Consider the following 20,624-nt stretch of genomic DNA (forward strand, 5'->3'; position numbering starts at 1 on the left):
GAAGGATTGCCTGTTTAAGGTATTGAGGAGACTATCGTGATCAGAAAATTAGCCTGCGTGTCACTGCTGACCGGTTTGATGAACATGCCTCTCCATGCCGATAGCGTATTAGGCATGACTGCTGATGTGGATTTCTGGAACATGGATTCCTCCGGTTCCTTTGCAGATAGCAGCGATCAGCAGTCATTCGATCTCGATAGTGAACGCAATGCCATCCTGACCCTGGCATTTGAACACCCCTTGCCATTGGTTCCCAACTTCAAGGTCAGGACCAATGATCTCAGCTCTTCCGGTGATCAGCGCCTGTCGGAGAATTTCGACTACTCGGATACTACATTTCCCGCCGGCATCGATGTGAATGTTGATTTCGAGGCGCAAAACACAGATTTTATTTTCTATTACGAGATCTTTGACAACGATACGGTATCTTTCGATCTGGGATTGAATGTCAAATACCTGGATGGCGACATCGAGGTTGAGAGCAATGGTCTGCGTGCCAGCGAGACCTTTGACGGTTATGTGCCGATGTTTCACGGGGCGCTCCAGGTGGGGATTCCTGCCAGCCGCGTCTCCCTGTTCGGTGATCTGAGCCTCTTGAGTCTGGGTGATCATACCTTGCAAGACTATACGGCGGGGATCGCCTTCAAACTGGTCGAGAGTCTGGCGGTGGATATCAGCCTCAAGGGAGGCTATCACCGTATCTCCCTGGAACTGGATGATCTGGACGGAATCTACACCGATTGGGATTTCGACGGCGCCTTTCTCGGTGTGCAGGCAGATTTTTAGGGCTATTTTTCCGCCAGTTGCAGATTTCCCCTCAAATCGGTAGAATCCGCCGCTTCCCGGTGCCCGACTGCCGCTGTTGACGTCAGCAACGACGACCTAGCGAATCGACCGGGCATCACTCCTTGCCTTACCGCAGATGCGGGAGGCTGCCTAACCCGAAAGGAGAGACAATGAGGCACTATGAAGTTGTGTTCCTGGTTCATCCGGACCAGAGTGAACAGGTACCCGCTATGATCGAGCGTTATCGTTCGGGTATCGAGACCAAGGGTGGTACGATCCACCGTCTGGAAGATTGGGGCCGCCGTCAGCTGGCCTATCCCATCAATAAAATCCACAAGGCACACTATGTGCTGATGAACATCGAGTGTAACGCCGAGGCACTGGCCGAACTGGAGAGCGCCTTTCGTTTCAACGATGCCGTGATTCGCAACTTGGTCATCCGCCGCGATGAGGCGCTTACCGAAGTCTCTCAACTGGCCAAGTCCCAGGAAGAGGAAGAGAGAGAGCGCGGATCATCCCGAGACCGGGATGATGCAATGGATGCTGATGCTAATGCTGATGCGGAAGAGGAAGATGAAGTGGGTGTGGAAGAGGAAGAGATTCCCGCAGCAGCCACGGAAGCAAGCGAATCTTCGGACGATGTTAATCGAGTGGATTGAGAGGTATACAAATGGCACGTTTTTTCCGACGTAAGAAATATTGCCGCTTTACTGCGGAGGGCATCAGCGAGATCGATTACAAGGATTTGAATCTTCTCAAGGCCTATGTCAGTGAGAGTGGCAAGATCGTTCCCAGCCGGATTACCGGTACCAAGGCAAAGTATCAACGACAGCTTGCGACTGCTATCAAGCGGGCACGCTATCTGGCACTACTGCCCTATACCGATCAGCACTAAGGGGGACTCATACCTGCCGGAGTAGCGGAACATGAAAGCATTGGCATCCTTTGTGATGCGTGGGCCGTCCCAGTCAGCAATGGCTACCACTGCCCTGACTATGCTGTCTCTGATATTTCCGTTGATCGGCATTGTAGGCAGCGCCTGCGTAGGATTGGTGTTCCTGCGTCAGGGGGCATCAGCCGGGATTAAAACATTACTTCTATCCACATTGGCCATAGCCTTGTTGATGGTGGTGATTGTCTCTAATCCGTTACCGGCAGTGGGTGTCTTGCTGGTGCTTTGGATGCCGATCGCCATGCTTGGCATGGCGTTACGCAACACCAAGTCACTGGCGTTAACGACACAGCTGGCAATTGGATTTGGCCTGTTGGTGGTGTTGATACAGTACATGGTCCTGAGTGAGCCTGCGTTGTTTTGGCAGGAGTATCTGCAGCCCCTTGGAAAACGCTTTGTGGACAGCGGGTTGTTGGATCAGTCTCAGGGAGATCAACTGGTTGCGCAGCTATCGGTGGTGATGTGCGGGGCAGTCTCTGTGGTCTATATGCTGCAGTTGACAGCCAGCCTCTATCTCGCTCGCTGGTGGCAGGCAAGATTGTACAACCCGGGTGGATTCTCCAAGGAGTTCCATCAACTGCGGGTACATTGGATGGTCGGCGCGGTTGGGGCATTGGCCTTATCGCTCTTGCTCATGCCCGCCGGGAATGTACCAGCCCTGCTCAACTGCGTGGGTGCGGTGTTCCTGGGGGTGCTGTTTTTACAGGGCTTGGCGGTTGCTCACGGTGTGTTCAAGGGAATGAAATCGGCGCAACTCTGGTTGGTATTGGTCTACATAATGCTGATTATGTTCATGCCACAGATGGTGATGGTTTTAACCAGTATCGGTCTGATGGATGTTTGGATAAATTTTCGAGCCCGCTTCAAACAGCGCGGGTAAGAACAGGTTGCTGGTGTGGCATTGAAGGCACCCGGCAACCGATGATTTGACCTATAGAAAGGTGGTTACAATGGAAATTATTCTATTGCAGAAAGTGGATAACCTGGGTGATCTGGGTGAAAAGGTGAACGTGAAGAGTGGCTATGGCCGCAACTTCCTGATTCCTTCAGGTAAAGCTGTGCCGGCGACAGAAGATAATGTGAAGATCTTCGAGGAACGCCGGGCTGAACTGGAGAAAGATGCGGCTGAAAAGCTGAAGGTTGCGGAGGCGCGTCAAGCCAAGCTGGATGGGTTAGAGGTCTCAATTACCTGTAAGGCAGGTGAGGAAGGGCGTCTGTTCGGTTCGGTAGGTACTGCTGATATCTCTAAGATCGTTGCTGAAGCCGGTGTTGAGCTGGCTAAAAAAGAGGTGTTATTGCCAAACGGTGCATTCCGTGTTGCAGGTGAGTATGAGGTCGATCTGCATCTACACGCCGACGTGAATGCCAAAATCAAACTGACGATTGTTCCTGAAGCTTAAACAGCAGCAGGTCAACTTCGCTTGAGTTGTAGGGTGCGGCTTGCCGCACCCTGACAGCTTTTTTACGTTCATTTACTGTCGTTGGCGTCCGTTAGCGACTAATTTTCCCATTTTTGCAGTTTTTGCTCAGAGCGGCTTTGTTGCTGCATCAGCTTTCCTAGGTCAGCGCAATCCCGTATCCTTACAGGTCGATTCGGCAAATTCGCACCACCTCATCCGTAGATCAAAATTGATGTCAGAAACCGCCTATCCTGAAGAGCTACCACCCTATCCGGATCACGATACTCGTGCCATCAAGGTACCGCCGCACTCGATTCAAGCGGAACAGTCGGTATTGGGTGGACTAATGCTGGATAATGCCAGTTGGGACAAGGTGGCGGACCAGGTTGTGGAGAGTGATTTCTACCGCAAGGAGCACCGCCTGATTTTTAACGCCATCTCCGCCCAGGCCGAAGAGAGTCAGCCATTCGACGTGGTGACCCTGGCAGAGCACCTGGAACGTAAAGAGGCCCTTGAAGACGGCGGCGGACTCCCCTATCTGGTTCGCCTGGTGGAAGAGACTCCCAGCGCGGCCAACATCAAATCCTACGCCAGTATAGTCCGCGAGTATTCCGTGATGCGGCAACTGATCTCTGTGGGTACGGATATCTCGGACAGCGCGTTTCATCCACTGGGCAGGAAAGCGGAAGAGCTACTCGACAATGCCGAGCGCAAGGTCTTCGAGATCGCCGAGCAGACCACAAAAGGGAAGGGTGGATTCGCCCCGATCAAGTCCCTCCTGACCAAGGCGGTGGACAGGATAGAGACACTCTTCCAGCAGGATGAACCGATCACCGGACTCGGCACCGGTTTCACCGATTTCGACCAGATGACCTCCGGTCTGCAGCATGCTGATCTGATCATCGTCGCGGGACGTCCCTCCATGGGTAAAACCACCTTTGCAATGAATATTGCAGAGAATGTGGCCATTCAAGGGGGCAAACCGGTGGCGGTATTCAGCATGGAGATGCCGGGGGATGCATTGGCGATGCGTATGATGTCTTCCCTGGGACGTATCGATCAGCTCCGGGTACGCACGGGAAAACTCGATGATGATGAGTGGCCGCGGCTCTCATCGGCGGTTAGCATGTTGGCGGAGACTTCTCTCTTCATCGATGATACACCGGCCTTGTCTCCAACGGAGGTGCGTGCCCGTGCACGGCGCCTCAAGCGTGAGCATAGCGATCTGGGTCTGATCGTCATCGACTATCTGCAATTGATGCAGGCCCCGGGTGAAGGGGAGAATCGTACCAATGAGATATCCGCCATATCCCGCTCACTCAAGGCCTTGGCCAAAGAGTTGGATGTGCCGGTGATTGCACTCTCCCAGCTCAATCGAAGTCTCGAGCAACGCACCAATAAACGCCCCATCATGTCCGATCTGCGTGAATCAGGTGCCATCGAGCAGGATGCGGATCTCATCGTCTTTATCTATCGGGATGAGGTATATAACGAGGATAGCCCGGATAAGGGCATCGCCGAGATTATTATCGGTAAGCAGCGTAACGGACCGATTGGCACCACCCGTCTGACCTTTCTTGGCAAATACACCAAATTTGAAAATTACACTGACGATATTTATGCAGACGAGGGTTATTGATGGGGTATGCCCCTCAGGCCAGAATCGACCACGCGGCCCTTGGTCATAACCTGAAGCGGGCAAAAGCAGCCGCGAAGGATCGCAAGGTATGGGCCGTGATCAAGGCGGATGGTTATGGCCATGGCATGCTGCGTGTCGCCCCCACCCTTGCCCAGGCCGATGGCTTGGCTGTGGCGCGACTCGGTGAGGCCATGGCGCTGCGTAGTGCGGTGATCACCCAACCCATCCTGGTGCTGGGTGGTTGTTATAGCGAGGCTGAATACAAGCAGGCTGCCGAGGCGAGACTTGAGATCGTGCTGCATCATATTTCGCAGCTGAAGATCCTGGAGAAGACAGGGCTAAAGCGACAATCCTTGAAGCTTTGGATCAAGCTCGATACCGGCATGCACAGGTTGGGTTTCACGGCGCAAGAAATCGGCGCTGTGGTTACTGCATTGCAGGCGAATCCTGCAGTTGCCGGGATTAACCTGATGACCCATCTGGCAAACGCGGATGACAGAAATGATCCCGCCACCGGGGCCCAGTGCAGCCTGTTCGAGTCACTCGATCTTAGTTGCTTCAATGCCTGTTCCATTGCCAATTCAGCTGGTCTTTTGGGTCATCCCGGATCACTGATGGATTGGGTGCGTCCGGGGATCATGCTGTACGGCGTATCGCCATTCATCGATTCAACAGCCGGTGATGAAGATCTGCTGCCGGTGATGACCCTGCAGAGCCGTGTGATTGCTGTCAAACACTGCCAGGCCGGTGAGCGTGTCGGCTACGGCGGTACCTTCACTTGCCCGACGGCAATGCCCTTGGCGGTAATCGCAATTGGCTATGGTGATGGCTATCCCCGCCATGCCCCCGCTGGCACCCCCGTACTGGTGTCGGGAAAGCGCCTGCCCCTGATAGGTCGGGTATCCATGGATATGATCTGTGTCGATGCACGGGATCTGCCCAGCGTGAAGGTGGGAGACAGGGCCGTACTCTGGGGCAGGGGACTGCCGGTTGAAGAGATTGCCGCCGCCGCGGGAACCATTGCTTACGAATTGCTGTGTGGTGTCAAACGGCGGGTTGAGTTCGTCGACATAAACATAGACGCAGATGAGGTGGGCTGATGGCTCAAGGTAGCAAGCGTCAGGCGAAATCATTCTATGTCTGCCGGGATTGTGGCGCGAGCTTTCCAAAGTGGGCTGGGCAGTGTTCAGAGTGTCAAGCCTGGAACTCCCTGGAAGAGAGTCTTGCCGCACCTGTCTCAGCTGCGAACAGTCGCTATAGCGGTTACACCGGAGAGACATCGACACAGATCCTGAGCCTGACCGATGTGGAGGGTGAGCAGGAGCTGCGATCGTCCACCGGGAGTTCGGAACTCGACCGGGTTTTGGGGGGTGGACTTGTCGAAGGCTCCGTGGTCCTGATTGGTGGCGATCCAGGTATCGGGAAATCGACCCTGTTGATTCAGACCCTGGCACGTCTGTCCGAATCCATGTGCACCCTCTATGTTTCGGGGGAGGAGTCGCCGCGTCAGCTTTCGTTGCGTGCCAAGCGCCTGGGGCTGTCCGCGGAAAAGTTGCGGCTGTTACCCGAGACCTGTGTCGAAAGGATCATCGCCGCTGCGCAGCGGGAGCGTCCTCAGGTGTTGGTGGTGGACTCGATCCAGACCATGTATACCGAGTTATTGCAATCGGCGCCCGGGTCTGTCTCGCAAGTGAGGGAGGCGGCTGCGCAACTGGTGCATTTCGCCAAGCGCTGTGGGACGGCGGTATTTCTGGTCGGACATGTCACCAAGGAGGGTAACCTGGCGGGTCCCCGGGTGTTGGAACATATGGTGGATAGCGTACTCTATTTCGAGGGCGAGGCGGGCAGTCAGTTTCGTCTTATCCGCACCATAAAAAACCGTTACGGCGCAGTCAATGAGCTGGGCGTCTTCGCCATGACAGATAAGGGCTTGAAGGAGGTCAGCAATCCTTCGGCGATCTTCCTCTCACGCCAGGCGGAAACGGTGCCGGGGAGTATCATCCTGGTCACCCGCGAGGGTACGCGTCCACTGCTGGTGGAAGTTCAGGTTCTGGTTGATGAGAGTCCGTTGGCTAATCCACGCCGGGTAACCCTGGGTTTGGAACAGAACAGGCTCTCCATGTTGTTGGCGGTGCTGCATCGCCACTGCGGCATTGGGATGTTCGATCAGGACGTCTATGTGAATGTGGTTGGTGGGGTGCGCATCACTGAGACCGCTTCAGACCTGGCCGTTTTGATGGCGGCCCTCTCCAGTTTTCGCAATCGTCCCATCGACCTGGGATTGGTCGTTTTTGGCGAAGTGGGTTTGACGGGAGAGATCAGGCCGGTACCCAATGGTCAGGAACGCCTGCGCGAGGCGGCCAAACACGGCTTCAAGCATGCGGTCGTGCCACGCCTGAATCTACCCAAGCAGCCAATCCCGGGACTGCAAGTGACAGGGGTTGATAAATTATCCGATGTATTGGAGCTTGGTTAACATTCTTAGGTGCATGGGGTACTCTTACCCCATCTCAGGATAATTGAGACGTGATGTCTGGATTAGCAAACAAAAAGATCCTGTTAGGGGTGACCGGTGGTATTGCCTGCTATAAGAGTGCGGTGCTGCTGCGGGCCTTACAATCTGCGGGGGCTGAAGTGCGTGTGGTCATGACCCCGGCAGCACAGGCGTTTGTCACCCCGCTCACCTTCCAGGCCCTTTCAGGGCATCCAGTCTATACCGAACTTCTCGATCCAGCCCAGGAAGCGGCAATGGATCATATCTCACTTGCACGCTGGGCCGACCTGGTAATGATTGCACCGGCCACTGCGGATTTTATGGCCCGTGTTGCGACAGGACAGGCAAATGACCTGTTGGCAACTCTCTGCCTGGCTACCGAGACTCAGATAGTGTTGGCGCCTGCGATGAACCGGCAGATGTGGCTGAATTCGGCAACCCAGGATAATCTGCAACGTCTGATTCAACGGGGTTATCTCTGCTGGGGACCGGATGATGGGGCGCAGGCCTGTGGTGAAACTGGACCGGGGCGAATGTTGGAACCCGAGGCATTATGCCAACTTGTAGAGAACTATTTCAGTCCGGGTACGCTGCAGGGTGTCAAGGTGCTGATCACGGCAGGCGCAACCAGGGAACCGATCGATCCCGTGCGCTATGTGGGAAATCGCAGTTCGGGGAAGATGGGGTACGCAGTGGCGGAATCGATGCGTGATTTAGGTGCTGAAGTTACCCTTGTGAGCGGTCCGACAGCACTTACCTCACCATCTAAAATCACCACTATTCAGGTTGAAACGGCAGCTGAAATGTATTCCTCGGTCATGGCGCATGTTGATAATTGTGATATTTTTATCGCTGTTGCTGCAGTCGCCGATTATCGTCCGAACCACATTGCCTCCAATAAGATCAAGAAAAATAAAGAGATACTAGCACTGGAACTTGTGAAGAATCCCGATATACTCGCTGAAGTGGCGGCTAAAAATGATCCACCATTCACAGTGGGCTTTGCTGCTGAGACAGACCAGGTTGAGCAGTATGCCGATGAAAAACGTCGTCGCAAACAGTTGGATATGATAGCTGCGAATAGGGTTGGTAGCAGGGTAGGTGGATTTGAGTCTGACCAGAATGCACTACTCTTGTTATGGCAGGATGGTCGAGAGGAGTTGCCGATGATGGAGAAATCCTACTTGGCTCAACGACTCGCCGAAAGGATTGCAAAGCAATTCCATGCGCGCAACTGAAGTATCAATATTCAATCAGTACCAGGGAGAGCGCTGATTATAGGTTTGGGGTTATGCTGGATTGATGCACAAAACTAGCGCGCTATGGAACTGAAGTGCCTGCTATTCGAATCAATCGGATGTTGAGTAGACTTTTACCAGCTGTCCTGGAATAAGTGGAATTTTTTAAAGCAGTTTATAATTTGTATTCAACATGGTTGTTACTGAATGGATTTTCAGAACACCTAGCCTGATCCAGGAAATATTATGGGGTTTCTAAAACGTGGTGGGGAGAAGGATAATCTACAGAGCGGTGGTCGCACCATACGCGGCTATTGGCTACTGGGGGTTCTAGCGCTTCTGGTATTGACGGCAATTGCCTGGTCCTACCTGGTGTATCAGAATCTGACCTCCACTCAGACAAGCGACAAGCAACAGGTAAAGTCTACAGCTCAGTTACTCGCCGGATCCATCTCGTCCAACCTGCAACAACGCTTGGCACTGATCCAGGGTTTGGCTCGTCAACCCGGCCTGGCGGACTCTTTCAATGCTTTCGATGAGGGCGGATTACCCGCCCAGCAAGCCAGACTTGCGCGACTGGTTCCCGATGCGTTGCAGCTAAGGCTACTGCCCGTAGATTACAATGAGCCTGATACGAGCGAGATGCCAAATATGGGCTATGCATCCTTGCTGCTTTTAAGAAAGGCAGAGAAGAGTGATGTTGTACTGCCTGCAGAGTTGCATCAGTCTGGTACGCCGCATCAGCATATCGCAATTGCCAGTGCTATTACCTCCGATCAGGTCGGCGATGTTGCCGGGGTACTTCATGTCGCATATTCATTGGATATGTTGAAAAATCTCATCCGCAGGGTTGAGAATCTCCCTGGCCGTATAGAGGTGCAACAGGCGCTTTCTGACAAAGACCCGCTGGTCATTGTCGGAAAGGGGGACGAGTCTGCCACCGGCACCAAAGCGGATGGTGTGGTACCAGTCAAAGGATCAATCTGGCAGGTTGCCTATTGGGGTGGAACAGGTGTTCAGTTCAATCTGATGGACAACCTGTTATTGGTTGCACCCGGCCTGCTTCTGTTTTTAATCACAGCGCTTTTTCTGCTTCGTTTCAGCCAACAGATGACGAATGCCCTCAAGCGCGACCAGCAGACGATACTGTCCTTAGTGGAGGCATTGGTCGTTGGTCGCCCACCCAGAGTTCAACCCGCGCAATTGGGCGATCTACAATCTACCTTGGAGGTGATGGAGCATCAGATCAAGGAGTTTCGTTCATCTCAGGTTGAGAAGAGTAAATCGAAGCGGGTCATGGCTGCCAGCGATAATGGTTTGGGTATCAATATCGACGAAGTGGTGGCAAAAACACCAGTGGATATACCATTGGATGGCAGTGCCCATGTAGATATTCCCGCTGCGATATTCAGGGCCTACGATATTCGTGGCATTGTAGGTGAAACCCTGACCGAAGAGATTGTTTCCCTGCTGGGTCAAGGGTATGGCAGTGAGATCTTTGAGAAAGGGTATCAGTCGGTAGTGGTCGCCCGCGACACGCGAAATTCCAGTGAGCGCCTGCAGAGTGCCTTGATACAGGGATTGCAAGCGAGCGGTCGCGATGTGATCGATATCGGTATGGTGCCTACACCGCTGCTTTACTACGCCGTGCACGAGTTGGATGCAGAGTGTGGTGTGATGGTGACCGGCAGTCATAATCCCCTGCAATATAACGGGCTCAAAATGGTGACCGGCGGTAACAGCCCTAGCCAGGATGAGATTCAGGATCTGCGGCGGCATATCGATGCCGGCCAACTGCTGCAAGGTGAAGGTTCCTTCGATTCCCAAGAGGTTGTCAACGACTATATCGAGCGGGTGATTTCCGATACCCGGCTCGGGCAGCCGCTCAAGGTCGTGGTTGATTGCGGTAATGGCGCTGCATCTGTAGTAGCCCCCGAACTCTATCGGCAGTTGGGGTGTGAGGTTGTTGAACTCTATTGCTCACCCGCTGGTGATTTTCCCAATCATCACCCGGATCCCGGCGATCCAAAAAATATGCAGGATCTGCAACGGGCAGTCGTCGAGCATCAAGCGGCGCTAGGTATCGCCTTCGATGGTGACGGCGATCGTATCGGCGTGGTTGACTCATCCGGCAAATTGATTTGGCCGGATCGACTGCTGATGTATCTGGCTATTGACATACTGACCCGCGAACCGGGTGGCGACATCATCTACGACGTTAAATGTACCCGCCATCTCGCCAACATCGTTCTCTCCAATGGTGGGCGCCCGCTGATGTGGAAGAGCGGGCATTCGATGATGAAAGCGAAGATGCAAGAGACTCATGCGCTGCTGGCGGGTGAGTTCAGTGGTCATATACTGTTTGCCGAGCGATGGTATGGTTTCGATGACGGTATCTACGTAGGTGCGCGCCTGCTTGAAATACTCTCACTCGATTACCGCACCAGTGCAGAGGTGTTCGCCGAGCTTCCTGAAAGCCTTTCAACCCCCGAGTACACCTTGGCGATGGAAGAGGGGGAGGCACAAGAGGTGATGGCAGTGATCGAAAAGTTACCTGATCTGCCTGGTGCTAGAATGGTTAAGATCGATGGTCTTCGGGCGGAGTTCGAGCAGGGATGGGGATTGGTGCGTGCATCCAATACCTCTCCTGCGCTGTTATTTCGCTTCGAAGCGAATAGCGAAGAGGATTTGGAACAAGTTCAGTCGATCTTTCGTGATATGCTTACCAAGGTCGACCCCAAACTGCAACCACCTTTCTGAACTGCCAGGAGTGGTACCCGGTGGACTGACCTGTCTTAAATTGTTAGCGGTCTGATAGTACAAACATGAGTTTATCCCCTGAGCAGGCACATAACGTTGCCGACGTATTGACATCCGCATTGCCCTATATCCAGCGTTTTAGGGGTAAAACGCTGGTGATCAAATATGGTGGCAACGCGATGGTTGATGAAGGATTGAAGAACAGTTTCGCCATGGATGTGGTATTGATGAAACTGGTAGGGATCAATCCCGTGGTTGTGCATGGTGGCGGTCCGCAAATCGGCAACTTACTGCAGAGGTTGGGTAAGGATTCAGAATTTGTTCAAGGTATGCGGGTGACCGATAGTGAAACCATGGATGTGGTTGAGATGGTGCTTGGGGGATTGGTAAACAAGGATATTGTCAGCCTGATTAACCGGGCCGGTGGTTCAGCCGTTGGACTTACCGGGAAGGACGGTGATCTGATCCACGCCAAAAAAATGGTGATCAGTCGTAGGGGGCCGGAACTTGATGTCCCTGAAATCATCGATATCGGCCACGTCGGCGAGGTTGAAAGTATCGATGTCAGTGTAGTGGATATGCTGGTGCACGGGGATTTTATCCCGGTTATTGCTCCGATCGGTATTGGTAAGGACGGCCACTCATACAATATCAATGCAGACCTGGTTGCCGGCAAGATAGCTGAGGTGATGCAGGCAGAAAAGCTTATACTTCTTACCAATACTCGTGGACTGCTGGATAAGGATGGCGGTCTGTTGACCGGTCTCACCGCGGAACGGGTCGATGAGTTGATAGGGGATGGTACGATTCACGGCGGCATGTTGCCTAAGATATCCACCGCATTGGAGGCGGTCAAAACAGGTGTCAGCGCCTCGCACATCATTGATGGCAGGGTACCCCATGCCGTACTACTGGAACTCTTCACGGATGAAGGTGTAGGTACATTGATACGGCGGCGCTAATGGCAACAGAAAAGCGATCTCGTCGGCAGTTGATACTGGAAGCGCTTGCAAGCGAACTGGAACAGAACCCGGGCAGTCGCATCACCACGGCATCCCTGGGTAGAGCGGTAGGTGTCTCTGAGGCTGCGTTGTATCGTCATTTTGCCAGCAAGGCCAAGATGTTTGAGGGCTTGATCGACTTTGCGGAAGAGAGTGTCTTTGCCCGAGTGAATCAGATCCTAAAGGAACAATCCCAAGCCGAACCCCGTTGTGCCCAGTTGCTCTATCTATTGTTAGCCTTTTCAGAGAGAAATCCCGGTATTACACGGGTGTTGCTGGGTGACGCCCTGGTGGGTGAGACGGAACGGCTAATGGTACGTGTCGGACAGTTTTTTGACCGGGTTGAGACCCAGCTCAAACAGATTCTCAGAGAGGCGGAGATGCGCCGGGATATCGTATTGACTGCTGACAGTACGGTATCGGCAAACATGATGATCAGTTTCGTGGAGGGATTGATGCATCAATATCTTCGCAGTCGGTTTAAGATATCACCGCTGCAGCGGTGGGACGATCAATGGCAACTGTTGTCGAGCGCACTCTTCAGCGTGCCTGACTCGCCGATGTGACCCTATCTCCACTGCCTTCTCAAGGCAGGGATTGGGATAGTTTTCCTTCCTTCGCAAGCTCATTGCGAAATCCATGTTTGATGCTTTTGATCAATTCAACGTTATTACACAGACGTTTTTGCAGTGAAATGATCTTGCACTGAAGATCCATAAATATTACCAAGGTACCTTTCTTGCGATCGTTGATGCGAGAAACCGAAATACTGATATCGTCATCTTCTACTGGTTCACCAGTAATGACGATATTTTCGCCTTCAATTTTTATTGGGGTGGTGGAGTGTGCTTTTAGATAGGCCTTGGCCCTTTTCCAGGGCCCTTCGCAAGTATCCCCGCTTTGACAGTGGTAGACATTCTGTAAGGCTGTGCTGAACGACGCTCTGGCCTCCTGAATCGGATCATTGGATTGTTCGAGTTTTTTCAGCTCTCGGAATCGCTTCAGATCGCGGGCAAAGGATTGACGTATACGGTTTTTGTCATGCTCCCGATCGATAATGGAGCGATAGGCATCTTCCAGGGCCTGGCGCTTTGTTTCGATATCCTGAAGCATCTTTTTCGAGACTTTACGGCCACTCAACTCCCTTTTTGCCGCATCTTGCTGCATCTCCTCAAGGGTCAATTTAAGGCGCTTTATGTTTGCCTGGGTGACACGTATGGAAGTGTCCACCGATTGCAGCTGACCGTCACGGGTCATCTGAATATCATCCTCGCTGCGGAAGGAGCGTAACAGGACACGATCCTGCGCCAGCTGTTTTTCAACCAGGCGCTGCTGTTCCTGGCGCAACCTCTCCTGCTCCGCTTCCTGTCGCAGTTCCTCTTCTGTCTTGGCTGCATCCACCTCGTTGACAATAATTCCCTGTTCGTCCAGTTGGGAACGGGCGCGGTGGGCATCGGAGGGGGGGAGAGTCTGGGTATAGTGGGTTTGACCTTTATCATCAACCCATTTGTAAAGCTTCCCAGCCTGGCTGGAGAGTGGCAGGAAAAGTGTGATAACGGCTATCAGTGTTACGATTCTCAGACGCATACCGGCAGAATTCTCTGTTTATAAGTCAAATGGTACCAGAGATAGATTATACTTCGTGGCTTACCTCATAAGATAGCTGCTTTGTGGAACAGTTCACCCTTTTTGTGATTTCTCTTCTGGCTAACCTCTTTTCAGCCTTCTCTGGAGGGGGGGCGGGACTGGTTCAGTTGCCGGCACTGATCTTTCTGGGACTGCCCTTTGGGGTGGCACTCGCAACCCATAAAGTGGCCTCTGTGGCCCTCGGTATAGGGGCTACGGTGCGCCATCTGCGCGAGGGAGGATTGGAACGCCAGTTTGTGATCTATATGCTGCTCGCGGGACTACCCGGCGTGGTGATAGGCGCCAGCCTGATACTCCAGGTGGCGGACAGACATGCAGAAGTCGCCTTGGGGGTGTTGACACTGGGTCTGGGTATCTACTCCTTCCTGAGCCCGAAACTCGGTATCGAGTATCAAGCGATCCATAGGGACAAAAGCGGGTTTCTGATCGGGGGGGGCGGGCTTTTCCTGATTGGTGTCCTGAATGGTTCCCTCACCTCGGGTACAGGCCTCTTCGTCACCCTTTGGCTGGTCCGATGGTTCGGTCTCGACTACCGGCGGGCAGTGGCCCACACCCTGGTACTGGTGGGTGTGTTTTGGAACGGAAGCGGCGCCATCACGCTGGGTATTCTGGGGGATATCTATTGGGCCTGGATACCGGTGCTGCTGATCGGTTCGCTGCTCGGCGGTTACCTGGGGGCGCATCTCTCCATCGCCAAGGGCAATCGCTGGATCAAACGGGGATTCGAGGTGGTTACCCTGTTGATTGGCACCAAATTGGTTGTAGGATGATATTTGGGTATTTATCTTGTCCTAGGCGCCTACCAACTTTAATCAATAGCCGATCGCGCCGCTGAAGCTAAACCACACCATATTGGTCTCTATAGGATTGGATACGCTTGAGGGATTCTCCGCTATCGTCACTCTCTTGCAGGTATTCGATCAGCTGTTCCAGACGTACGATGGCGCTGACAGGCATGCCGTAGTCGCTCTCCACTTCCTGAATTGCCGAGCGCTCTCCCTGGCCCCGCTCCTGGCGGTCGAGGGCGATGACAACACCAGCGGGTATGGCCTGGAGTGATTGAATGATATCCACCGATTCCCGCACCGAGGTGCCGGCGGATATGACATCGTCGATAATCAAGACGCGTCCTTCCAGGGCATGGCCGACGATGACGCCCCCCTCACCATGATCCTTTGCCTCTTTACGGTTGAAGGCATAGGGGATGTCGATACCATGCTGGTCGTAGAGTGCGGCGGCAGTCACGGCGGCCAAGGGGATACCCTTGTAAGCCGGGCCGTAGAGTACATCGAAATCAATGCCTGAATCGACGATTGCCTGGGCATAGTAGCGCCCGAGGCGGGCCAGGCTGGCGCCACTGTTGAACAGTCCGGCATTGAAGAAATAGGGGCTGACCCGTCCCGATTTCAGGGTGAACTCACCGAATCTCAATACACCCACATCGAGGGCAAAGTCTAAAAATTCCCGTTGATAATCCTGCATGAATTGATACCAGTAGAAAGCGATCGTGCATTGTACTTTTTTTTGTTGGATTTGACTAAGAAGTAACAGTGAAACCGCAAAAGGACGCGAATCACCGCCAATGGTGATACTGAGGCAATTGGCAGTTCAAGCCGTTGGCAATGATATGATTCTGAGAATCGCTTTTTTATCATTTGCGCTTTTTTGTGGTGATTCGCGTCCATTTGCAGCCTGAATTGCTTTGTTCCGCAATAATTACCTGATTTAGCCCAGACCTTTTTTTGTAAGGGGCAGGGGACTTGGGTCCTATTGCCCCTTATAATGGCGATTTTTACTTCCGAGGTGCGGGTGAATTCAACCAACAGGTCAACCAATTGGTTCAACACGCTTGCAGTCTATTGGCAGCCTGGGACACGCAGCATGCTTTTCCTCGGCTTTTCCGCGGGACTGCCCCTGCTGCTTGTCTTCGGTACCCTCTCGTACTGGCTGAGAGAGGCGGCCATCGATCGATCCACGATCGGATTTCTCAGTTGGGTGGCACTTGCGTACGGTTTCAAATGGGCTTGGGCGCCACTGGTCGATCGTCTGAAAATCCCCTGGCTTACTGCCAGTTTGGGACGTCGTCGAGCCTGGATGCTGTTGGCCCAAATCTCGGTCATTTTCGGGCTCTGCGGGCTGGCCTTCTCCGATCCCCTTCAGGGATTGCATCGCTTTGCCTGGCTGGCGCTGTTGGTGGCCTTTTCATCGGCCACCCAGGATATCGCTATCGACGCCTATCGAATTGAAAGAGCGGCAGTCAGATTGCAAGGGGTCATGGCTGCCAACTACATGATTGGATACCGTATCGCGATGATTGTCAGTGGTGGTGGTGCACTGGCGATTGCACAATGGGCGAGTCCGAATGAAACCGGCTACTACCTCAATGCCTGGATGTTCGCCTATCTTGCCATGGCCACCTTGATGTTGGTTGGTGTGATCACTGTTTTACTGATAAAGGAGCCAGATGTTCACCCAAACCCGGACACCCTGGAACAGGAAGATGTGGTGGACCGGATCATTGAACAGCAAGATTGGCTGCCGGGAGTAGTGCGTAGCTTCAGCGAGTGGTTCTACGGGGCAGTAATAAGCCCGTTCGCCGATTTTATCCGTCGCTATGGCTGGCATGCGATCCTGATATTGGCCCTGATCGCCACTTACCGTATCTCGGATGTGGTGTTGGGGGTGATATCCAACGTCTTTTATGTGGATCTGGGTTTCACCAAGCGTGAGGTTGCCATTGTCGCCAATGTACTTGGGGTGATCATGACCCTGTTGGGAGCTGTTCTGGGAGGGATGATGGTAACCCGTGTGGGAGTCATGCGTATCCTGTTATTGGGGGGTATTTTAGCGGCATCCACCAATCTGCTGTTCGCCTGGTTGGCCGGTATCGGGCATAATCTGGCTATGCTGACACTGGTGATCTCCGCGGACAACCTCAGCGCAGGACTCGCCACTTCGGCGTTTATTGCCTATCTTTCAAGCCTTACCAATGTCTCCTATTCGGCGACTCAATATGCACTTTTCAGTTCGGTAATGCTCCTGCTGCCTAAGTTTGTCGGTGGTTTTTCCGGTGTCATGGTGGATGGCTTGGGTTATGTGAATTTCTTTCTTATCACTGCCTCCATGGGCATTCCCGTGTTGATCCTGATTCTTATGGCCATGCGTTATCTGCCACCTAGCCGCACGCCAAACCAAGAAGCTGCGACTGAGGGTGCATGAATGATAGAACAAAGCAGTTATCTGGCCGCTTTTGTCGTGGGATTGCTCGGCGGTGGCCACTGTGTCGGGATGTGTGGAGGCATTGTCGGCGCGCTGACCTTTGGTCTTCCCAGCTCGGTGCAAAGTCGCCTGATCAACACCTTTCCCTATCAGTTAGGCTATAACCTGGGACGTGTCACCAGTTACGTGGTCGCCGGCGCGATCATGGGTGGCCTGGGTGTTTTGTTGACCCATGCAGTGCCAATCTATGTCGCTCAGCAAGGGTTGTTGGTGATTGCCGGTGTTTTTATGATTCTGCTCGGCCTCTACCTGGGCGGATGGTGGACCGGATTAGCCAAAATCGAGCGCATGGGCAATCTGCTCTGGAGCAAGATTGAACCCTTTGCCCGCAAGTTACTGCCGGTAAAGACACCCGCCCAGGCCTGGGCTCTGGGATTGGTTTGGGGTTGGATTCCGTGCGGATTGGTTTACAGCATGCTGGTGTGGACGGTGTCCGCGGGGAGTGTGGCAAAGGGGGCAGGGCTGATGCTCGCCTTCGGTCTCGGTACCTTACCCAATCTGTTCGCGATGGGTATATTGGCTGGCAGTCTTGCACGCTGGCTGAAGGATATACGCGTCAGGCGAGCCGCAGGATTGGTTGTCATTCTGTTTGGAATAGTGACCCTGGCGAGGGCCATGTAACAGCTCTAACCAGTTTCCTGCTATGGGCTGAGTTTACCCAGCCCATAGCAGTAGAATGTGGTGTACGAAGCGAATCAAAAAAAAATTAGTCGATAAAAAATTCCTGGGATAACTTGGCTGTGTAGTAACGGGTTTCACCCTTAGGTTGAACCTGAAGCTCGAAGTTGAGTTTCTCCTGATCGGCGATACGAAACTCTCCAATGTAGTAGATGGCATCGCCTTCGATGATTTTTCGCATCGGAATACTGATCAGCTGACCGCGTATATTGTTGGCCTTGGCCAATATAACAGCTTCGGCGGATTTACCGATTGTTCCCGCTACAGACTTGATCACGCTTACGTTCAGCATGCCCCGGTATTTGCTGCGTTGAATACCGTACTGCCTGGCTACCGAGGGCTCCAGTGAGGCACTGGGGATGGCATTGTGGTGAATGGTGAAGCCGGGTATCGCAGTGCTGTTTTCCGCCCAACCTGTGGTGCTCAGCAAGAATAGAGATATGAAGATAAAAAAGTGTTTGGTAAAAGTCATGAACAAACCCCTCCTGATTAATTTAGTCGCCGATCTGCATGACCGGTCTTTGTTGTAGCTTCAGTGTAGTCGATCCGTGAGATTGGGTGAAGTGGTTGAAGACGGCTGAGCAGCAAGCGGTGATCCACAGCTTAAAGATATCAGTGGATATGATAAGGGAAAATCATCGCTCTTGAAGGTGCAGGGGAACTGCTGGCCAGAGGTTATTTGGTGGTTATAAAAAACCAATAAAAACAGTTATATAACCATTAATCATAAGAAAATACCTTACGATTGATGGCCGCGGCTGACCTCAGGAGACGCCCTGCTTCACCAGCTTGGGTTTCTGACGCTGACTCTGATGAAGTGGACGGTTGTTACTGATCCGGTTGGACATGTTCCGCAGTGAGGTCAACTGGCGCGCCAGTTCCGTATACTGCTCCTGCAATTCAAGGATGCGGTATTGCAAGGTGTTGCGTGATTGACCAATCTTCTGCAGGTTGTTAAGCCGCTTCTCCATCATCTCCTTGTGATCCTTGATCTGTATCACCAGGGGCTCAAGGGCGCTAACGATCCACTGATTGATCTCCACGTCAGCACGCTGGAAGATATCCCGCGCACGTTTCACAAGTGCAGAGAAGAAGCGCTTTACCACAAAATTCTGTTCCATCATCGCGGTAACCGGACTATTGCGAAAGATCTCCGCCTCCTGATGCAACAGCTCGAGTTCTACCCGGTACTTAACAATGGAGAACATCTTCGGCTGCACAACGGCAAAGCCATGCTCATTTTGAAACTTACGATAGATGGAACGGATCAGCTTACGCGTCTGCTCGCTCTGATTGACGACTTGAAGCATGGTGCGGCGTGTCTCCTCAAACAGATTTTTCATTGAGGATTTCATTCCGCTCGTGGTCCAGCTGTTGGTCATCTCCTTTCTGCATTTGGTGATGGTTTCATCCAGCAGACTCAGGCTGAGGATCTCTGACAAAAGATCCGCTTGCTGTTTAAGCTGTTTGCGGCTCTGTTGGAATGTCTCCACATCGCGAAGGTATTGGGCCTGTTCGCTGCGGGTTTTCTCCATCAGATTGTTGATGACATCGTCGCTTTTATCGCTTAACTCCTCCAGTTCCTCGAGCTGGTACTTGGTCTCATTGAGCTTGCCGGAGAGCATACTGCGGCTATTGTCCAGCATCTGACCAACATCGGAACTGATGGTGTCGAGAACAATCTGTTGTTTGATATTCAGAACGTCCTGTCCCAGATAGTTTTCAAGATCCAGCAGACCGCTCTTGTCCAGCAGATCAGGCTCGTTCTTGATCTTGGCCAGCAAACCCTTCTGTGCTGAGATGGGGAAGACAGCCTTCGGCTCCACACCCAACATTTCAGCCGTATCACTTAGCTGACCACGGATGGCCTCATGTATATCCTCATGCTCGCGCAGGTCGTCCCACAAGGTATCAATCTTGTTCAGAACCACCATCAAACCGCGTTGGCGGCCACTTTGGAAGCCCTTGACATGGTGTTGCCAGATCTCCATATCACTCCGGGTCACGCCCGTATCGGCACCGAGTACAAACAGTACCGCCTGTGCAGCCGGCAGCATATTCAAGGTGAGCTCGGGTTCTGTACCCAGGGCATTCAAACCGGGGGTATCGAGAATGGTCAGTCCCTTTTTCAGCATATCGTGGGGAAAGCTGATCATGGCATGGCGCCACTTGGGTATCTCTATGGTCTCAGGCGGCTCGGACTGATGGGGGTGCATCTCCTGACTGTAGAGTCCAAGATGCTTAGCATCCTCCAGGGTGACCGTTTTGGTCTGGACGACCTCATTCAGGGCGGCCTGCATCTGCTCAACCGATTCGGTTTCCAGGGGGTAGTGGACCCACTGCTTGGTATCGTGCCGCAATTGACTCAGGGTGGTGTCCTGCAGGCGCGTTTCAATCGGCAACAGGCGTACATAGGCTTCATTCCGCACATCATCGTAGAAGATCTCTGTGGGGCACATGGTCGTACGGCCGGCATCGGAGGGAAGCAGGCGCCTGCCGTAGTCGGCAAAGAAGATGGCGTTGATCAGTTCGGTCTTGCCCCGGGAGAACTCGGCGACAAAGGCGATTGTCAGTTTGTCACCCCTCAGGGCGGCCAAGGTTTCGTCAATCCGGTGCTCAACGTCCGCTGAGGACATTCCATTCTCTTCGAGCCAGGGGCCATACTCCTCAATGGTGTTGATGACATCCGTTTTCCATTGCTCGTAAGCCTTTAACTGTTCTTGAAATCTTACTTTTTCCATGCCTGTGCC

Annotated in this window: 19 protein-coding genes; 15 read left to right on the forward strand and 4 right to left on the reverse strand. The window is 53.0% G+C overall.

Annotated features, from left to right (window positions below):
- Window positions 1-36: 36 nt before the first annotated feature.
- The 12 genes from R2K28_RS08570 to slmA all read left to right on the forward strand — a co-directional run bounded on the left by R2K28_RS08570 (window position 37) and on the right by slmA (window position 12,836).
- A complete protein-coding gene (locus R2K28_RS08570) occupies window positions 37-786 on the forward strand; it encodes a TIGR04219 family outer membrane beta-barrel protein (RefSeq protein ID WP_116476018.1) in 750 nt (249 codons plus the stop codon).
- Window positions 787-956: 170 nt separating this feature from the next.
- Complete coding sequence (rpsF, locus tag R2K28_RS08575; RefSeq protein WP_316369163.1) at window positions 957-1,445, forward strand: 30S ribosomal protein S6; 489 nt, start codon at window positions 957-959, stop codon at window positions 1,443-1,445.
- An 11-nt stretch (window positions 1,446-1,456) separates the two neighbouring features.
- On the forward strand, window positions 1,457-1,681 hold the full coding sequence (gene rpsR / locus R2K28_RS08580; RefSeq protein WP_116445302.1) for a 30S ribosomal protein S18: 225 nt from the start codon (window positions 1,457-1,459) through the stop codon (window positions 1,679-1,681).
- 31 nt (window positions 1,682-1,712) lie between these two features.
- Complete coding sequence (locus tag R2K28_RS08585) at window positions 1,713-2,618, forward strand: DUF2232 domain-containing protein (RefSeq protein ID WP_316369165.1); 906 nt, start codon at window positions 1,713-1,715, stop codon at window positions 2,616-2,618.
- Window positions 2,619-2,688: 70 nt separating this feature from the next.
- Entirely contained in the window at window positions 2,689-3,138 is a 450-nt protein-coding gene (gene rplI, locus R2K28_RS08590; RefSeq protein ID WP_316369167.1) for a 50S ribosomal protein L9, read from the forward strand.
- A 232-nt stretch (window positions 3,139-3,370) separates the two neighbouring features.
- The gene (gene dnaB, locus R2K28_RS08595) at window positions 3,371-4,777 is read left to right on the forward strand and encodes a replicative DNA helicase (RefSeq protein ID WP_316369169.1); all 1,407 of its coding nucleotides are present in this window, start codon (window positions 3,371-3,373) and stop codon (window positions 4,775-4,777) included.
- A complete protein-coding gene (gene alr / locus R2K28_RS08600) occupies window positions 4,777-5,877 on the forward strand; it encodes an alanine racemase (RefSeq protein ID WP_316369171.1) in 1,101 nt (366 codons plus the stop codon). Before dnaB ends, alr begins: the two co-directional genes overlap by 1 nt.
- Window positions 5,877-7,253, forward strand: coding sequence for a DNA repair protein RadA (radA, locus tag R2K28_RS08605; RefSeq protein WP_316369173.1), 1,377 nt, complete (start codon window positions 5,877-5,879; stop codon window positions 7,251-7,253). Before alr ends, radA begins: the two co-directional genes overlap by 1 nt.
- Before the next feature lie 53 nt (window positions 7,254-7,306).
- A complete protein-coding gene (gene coaBC / locus R2K28_RS08610; RefSeq protein ID WP_316369175.1) occupies window positions 7,307-8,509 on the forward strand; it encodes a bifunctional phosphopantothenoylcysteine decarboxylase/phosphopantothenate--cysteine ligase CoaBC in 1,203 nt (400 codons plus the stop codon).
- A gap of 246 nt (window positions 8,510-8,755) precedes the next feature.
- Window positions 8,756-11,269, forward strand: a complete 2,514-nt coding sequence (locus tag R2K28_RS08615) for a phosphomannomutase/phosphoglucomutase (protein WP_316369177.1) — start codon at window positions 8,756-8,758, stop codon at window positions 11,267-11,269.
- A gap of 65 nt (window positions 11,270-11,334) precedes the next feature.
- On the forward strand, window positions 11,335-12,231 hold the full coding sequence (gene argB / locus R2K28_RS08620) for an acetylglutamate kinase (RefSeq protein WP_316369178.1): 897 nt from the start codon (window positions 11,335-11,337) through the stop codon (window positions 12,229-12,231).
- Complete coding sequence (slmA, locus tag R2K28_RS08625; protein ID WP_316369180.1) at window positions 12,231-12,836, forward strand: nucleoid occlusion factor SlmA; 606 nt, start codon at window positions 12,231-12,233, stop codon at window positions 12,834-12,836. Before argB ends, slmA begins: the two co-directional genes overlap by 1 nt.
- 19 nt (window positions 12,837-12,855) lie before the next feature.
- On the opposite strand, the gene R2K28_RS08630 is transcribed toward slmA, so the two are convergent.
- Entirely contained in the window at window positions 12,856-13,857 is a 1,002-nt protein-coding gene (locus tag R2K28_RS08630; protein ID WP_316369181.1) for a DUF4124 domain-containing protein, read from the reverse strand.
- Between the two features lie 83 nt (window positions 13,858-13,940).
- Here R2K28_RS08630 and R2K28_RS08635 point away from each other — a divergent pair, with 83 nt between their 5' ends.
- Window positions 13,941-14,687, forward strand: coding sequence for a sulfite exporter TauE/SafE family protein (locus tag R2K28_RS08635; RefSeq protein WP_316369182.1), 747 nt, complete (start codon window positions 13,941-13,943; stop codon window positions 14,685-14,687).
- A gap of 67 nt (window positions 14,688-14,754) precedes the next feature.
- On the opposite strand, the gene pyrE is transcribed toward R2K28_RS08635, so the two are convergent.
- Complete coding sequence (gene pyrE / locus R2K28_RS08640; protein WP_316369183.1) at window positions 14,755-15,399, reverse strand: orotate phosphoribosyltransferase; 645 nt, start codon at window positions 15,397-15,399, stop codon at window positions 14,755-14,757.
- A 327-nt stretch (window positions 15,400-15,726) separates the two neighbouring features.
- Here pyrE and R2K28_RS08645 point away from each other — a divergent pair, with 327 nt between their 5' ends.
- Both R2K28_RS08645 and R2K28_RS08650 read left to right on the forward strand, forming a co-directional pair.
- On the forward strand, window positions 15,727-17,136 hold the full coding sequence (locus R2K28_RS08645) for an AmpG family muropeptide MFS transporter (protein ID WP_316369184.1): 1,410 nt from the start codon (window positions 15,727-15,729) through the stop codon (window positions 17,134-17,136).
- Window positions 17,137-17,817, forward strand: a complete 681-nt coding sequence (locus tag R2K28_RS08650) for a sulfite exporter TauE/SafE family protein (RefSeq protein ID WP_316369185.1) — start codon at window positions 17,137-17,139, stop codon at window positions 17,815-17,817. It begins immediately after the preceding gene.
- A gap of 85 nt (window positions 17,818-17,902) precedes the next feature.
- Here R2K28_RS08650 and R2K28_RS08655 read toward each other — a convergent pair whose 3' ends face one another.
- A complete protein-coding gene (locus R2K28_RS08655) occupies window positions 17,903-18,346 on the reverse strand; it encodes a DUF4426 domain-containing protein (RefSeq protein ID WP_316369186.1) in 444 nt (147 codons plus the stop codon).
- Between the two features lie 292 nt (window positions 18,347-18,638).
- Complete coding sequence (locus R2K28_RS08660; RefSeq protein ID WP_316369188.1) at window positions 18,639-20,615, reverse strand: dynamin family protein; 1,977 nt, start codon at window positions 20,613-20,615, stop codon at window positions 18,639-18,641.
- Window positions 20,616-20,624: the final 9 nt, after the last annotated feature.

It is taken from the genome of Candidatus Thiodiazotropha sp. CDECU1, assembly GCF_963455295.1.
GTDB lineage: Bacteria > Pseudomonadota > Gammaproteobacteria > Chromatiales > Chromatiaceae > Thiodiazotropha.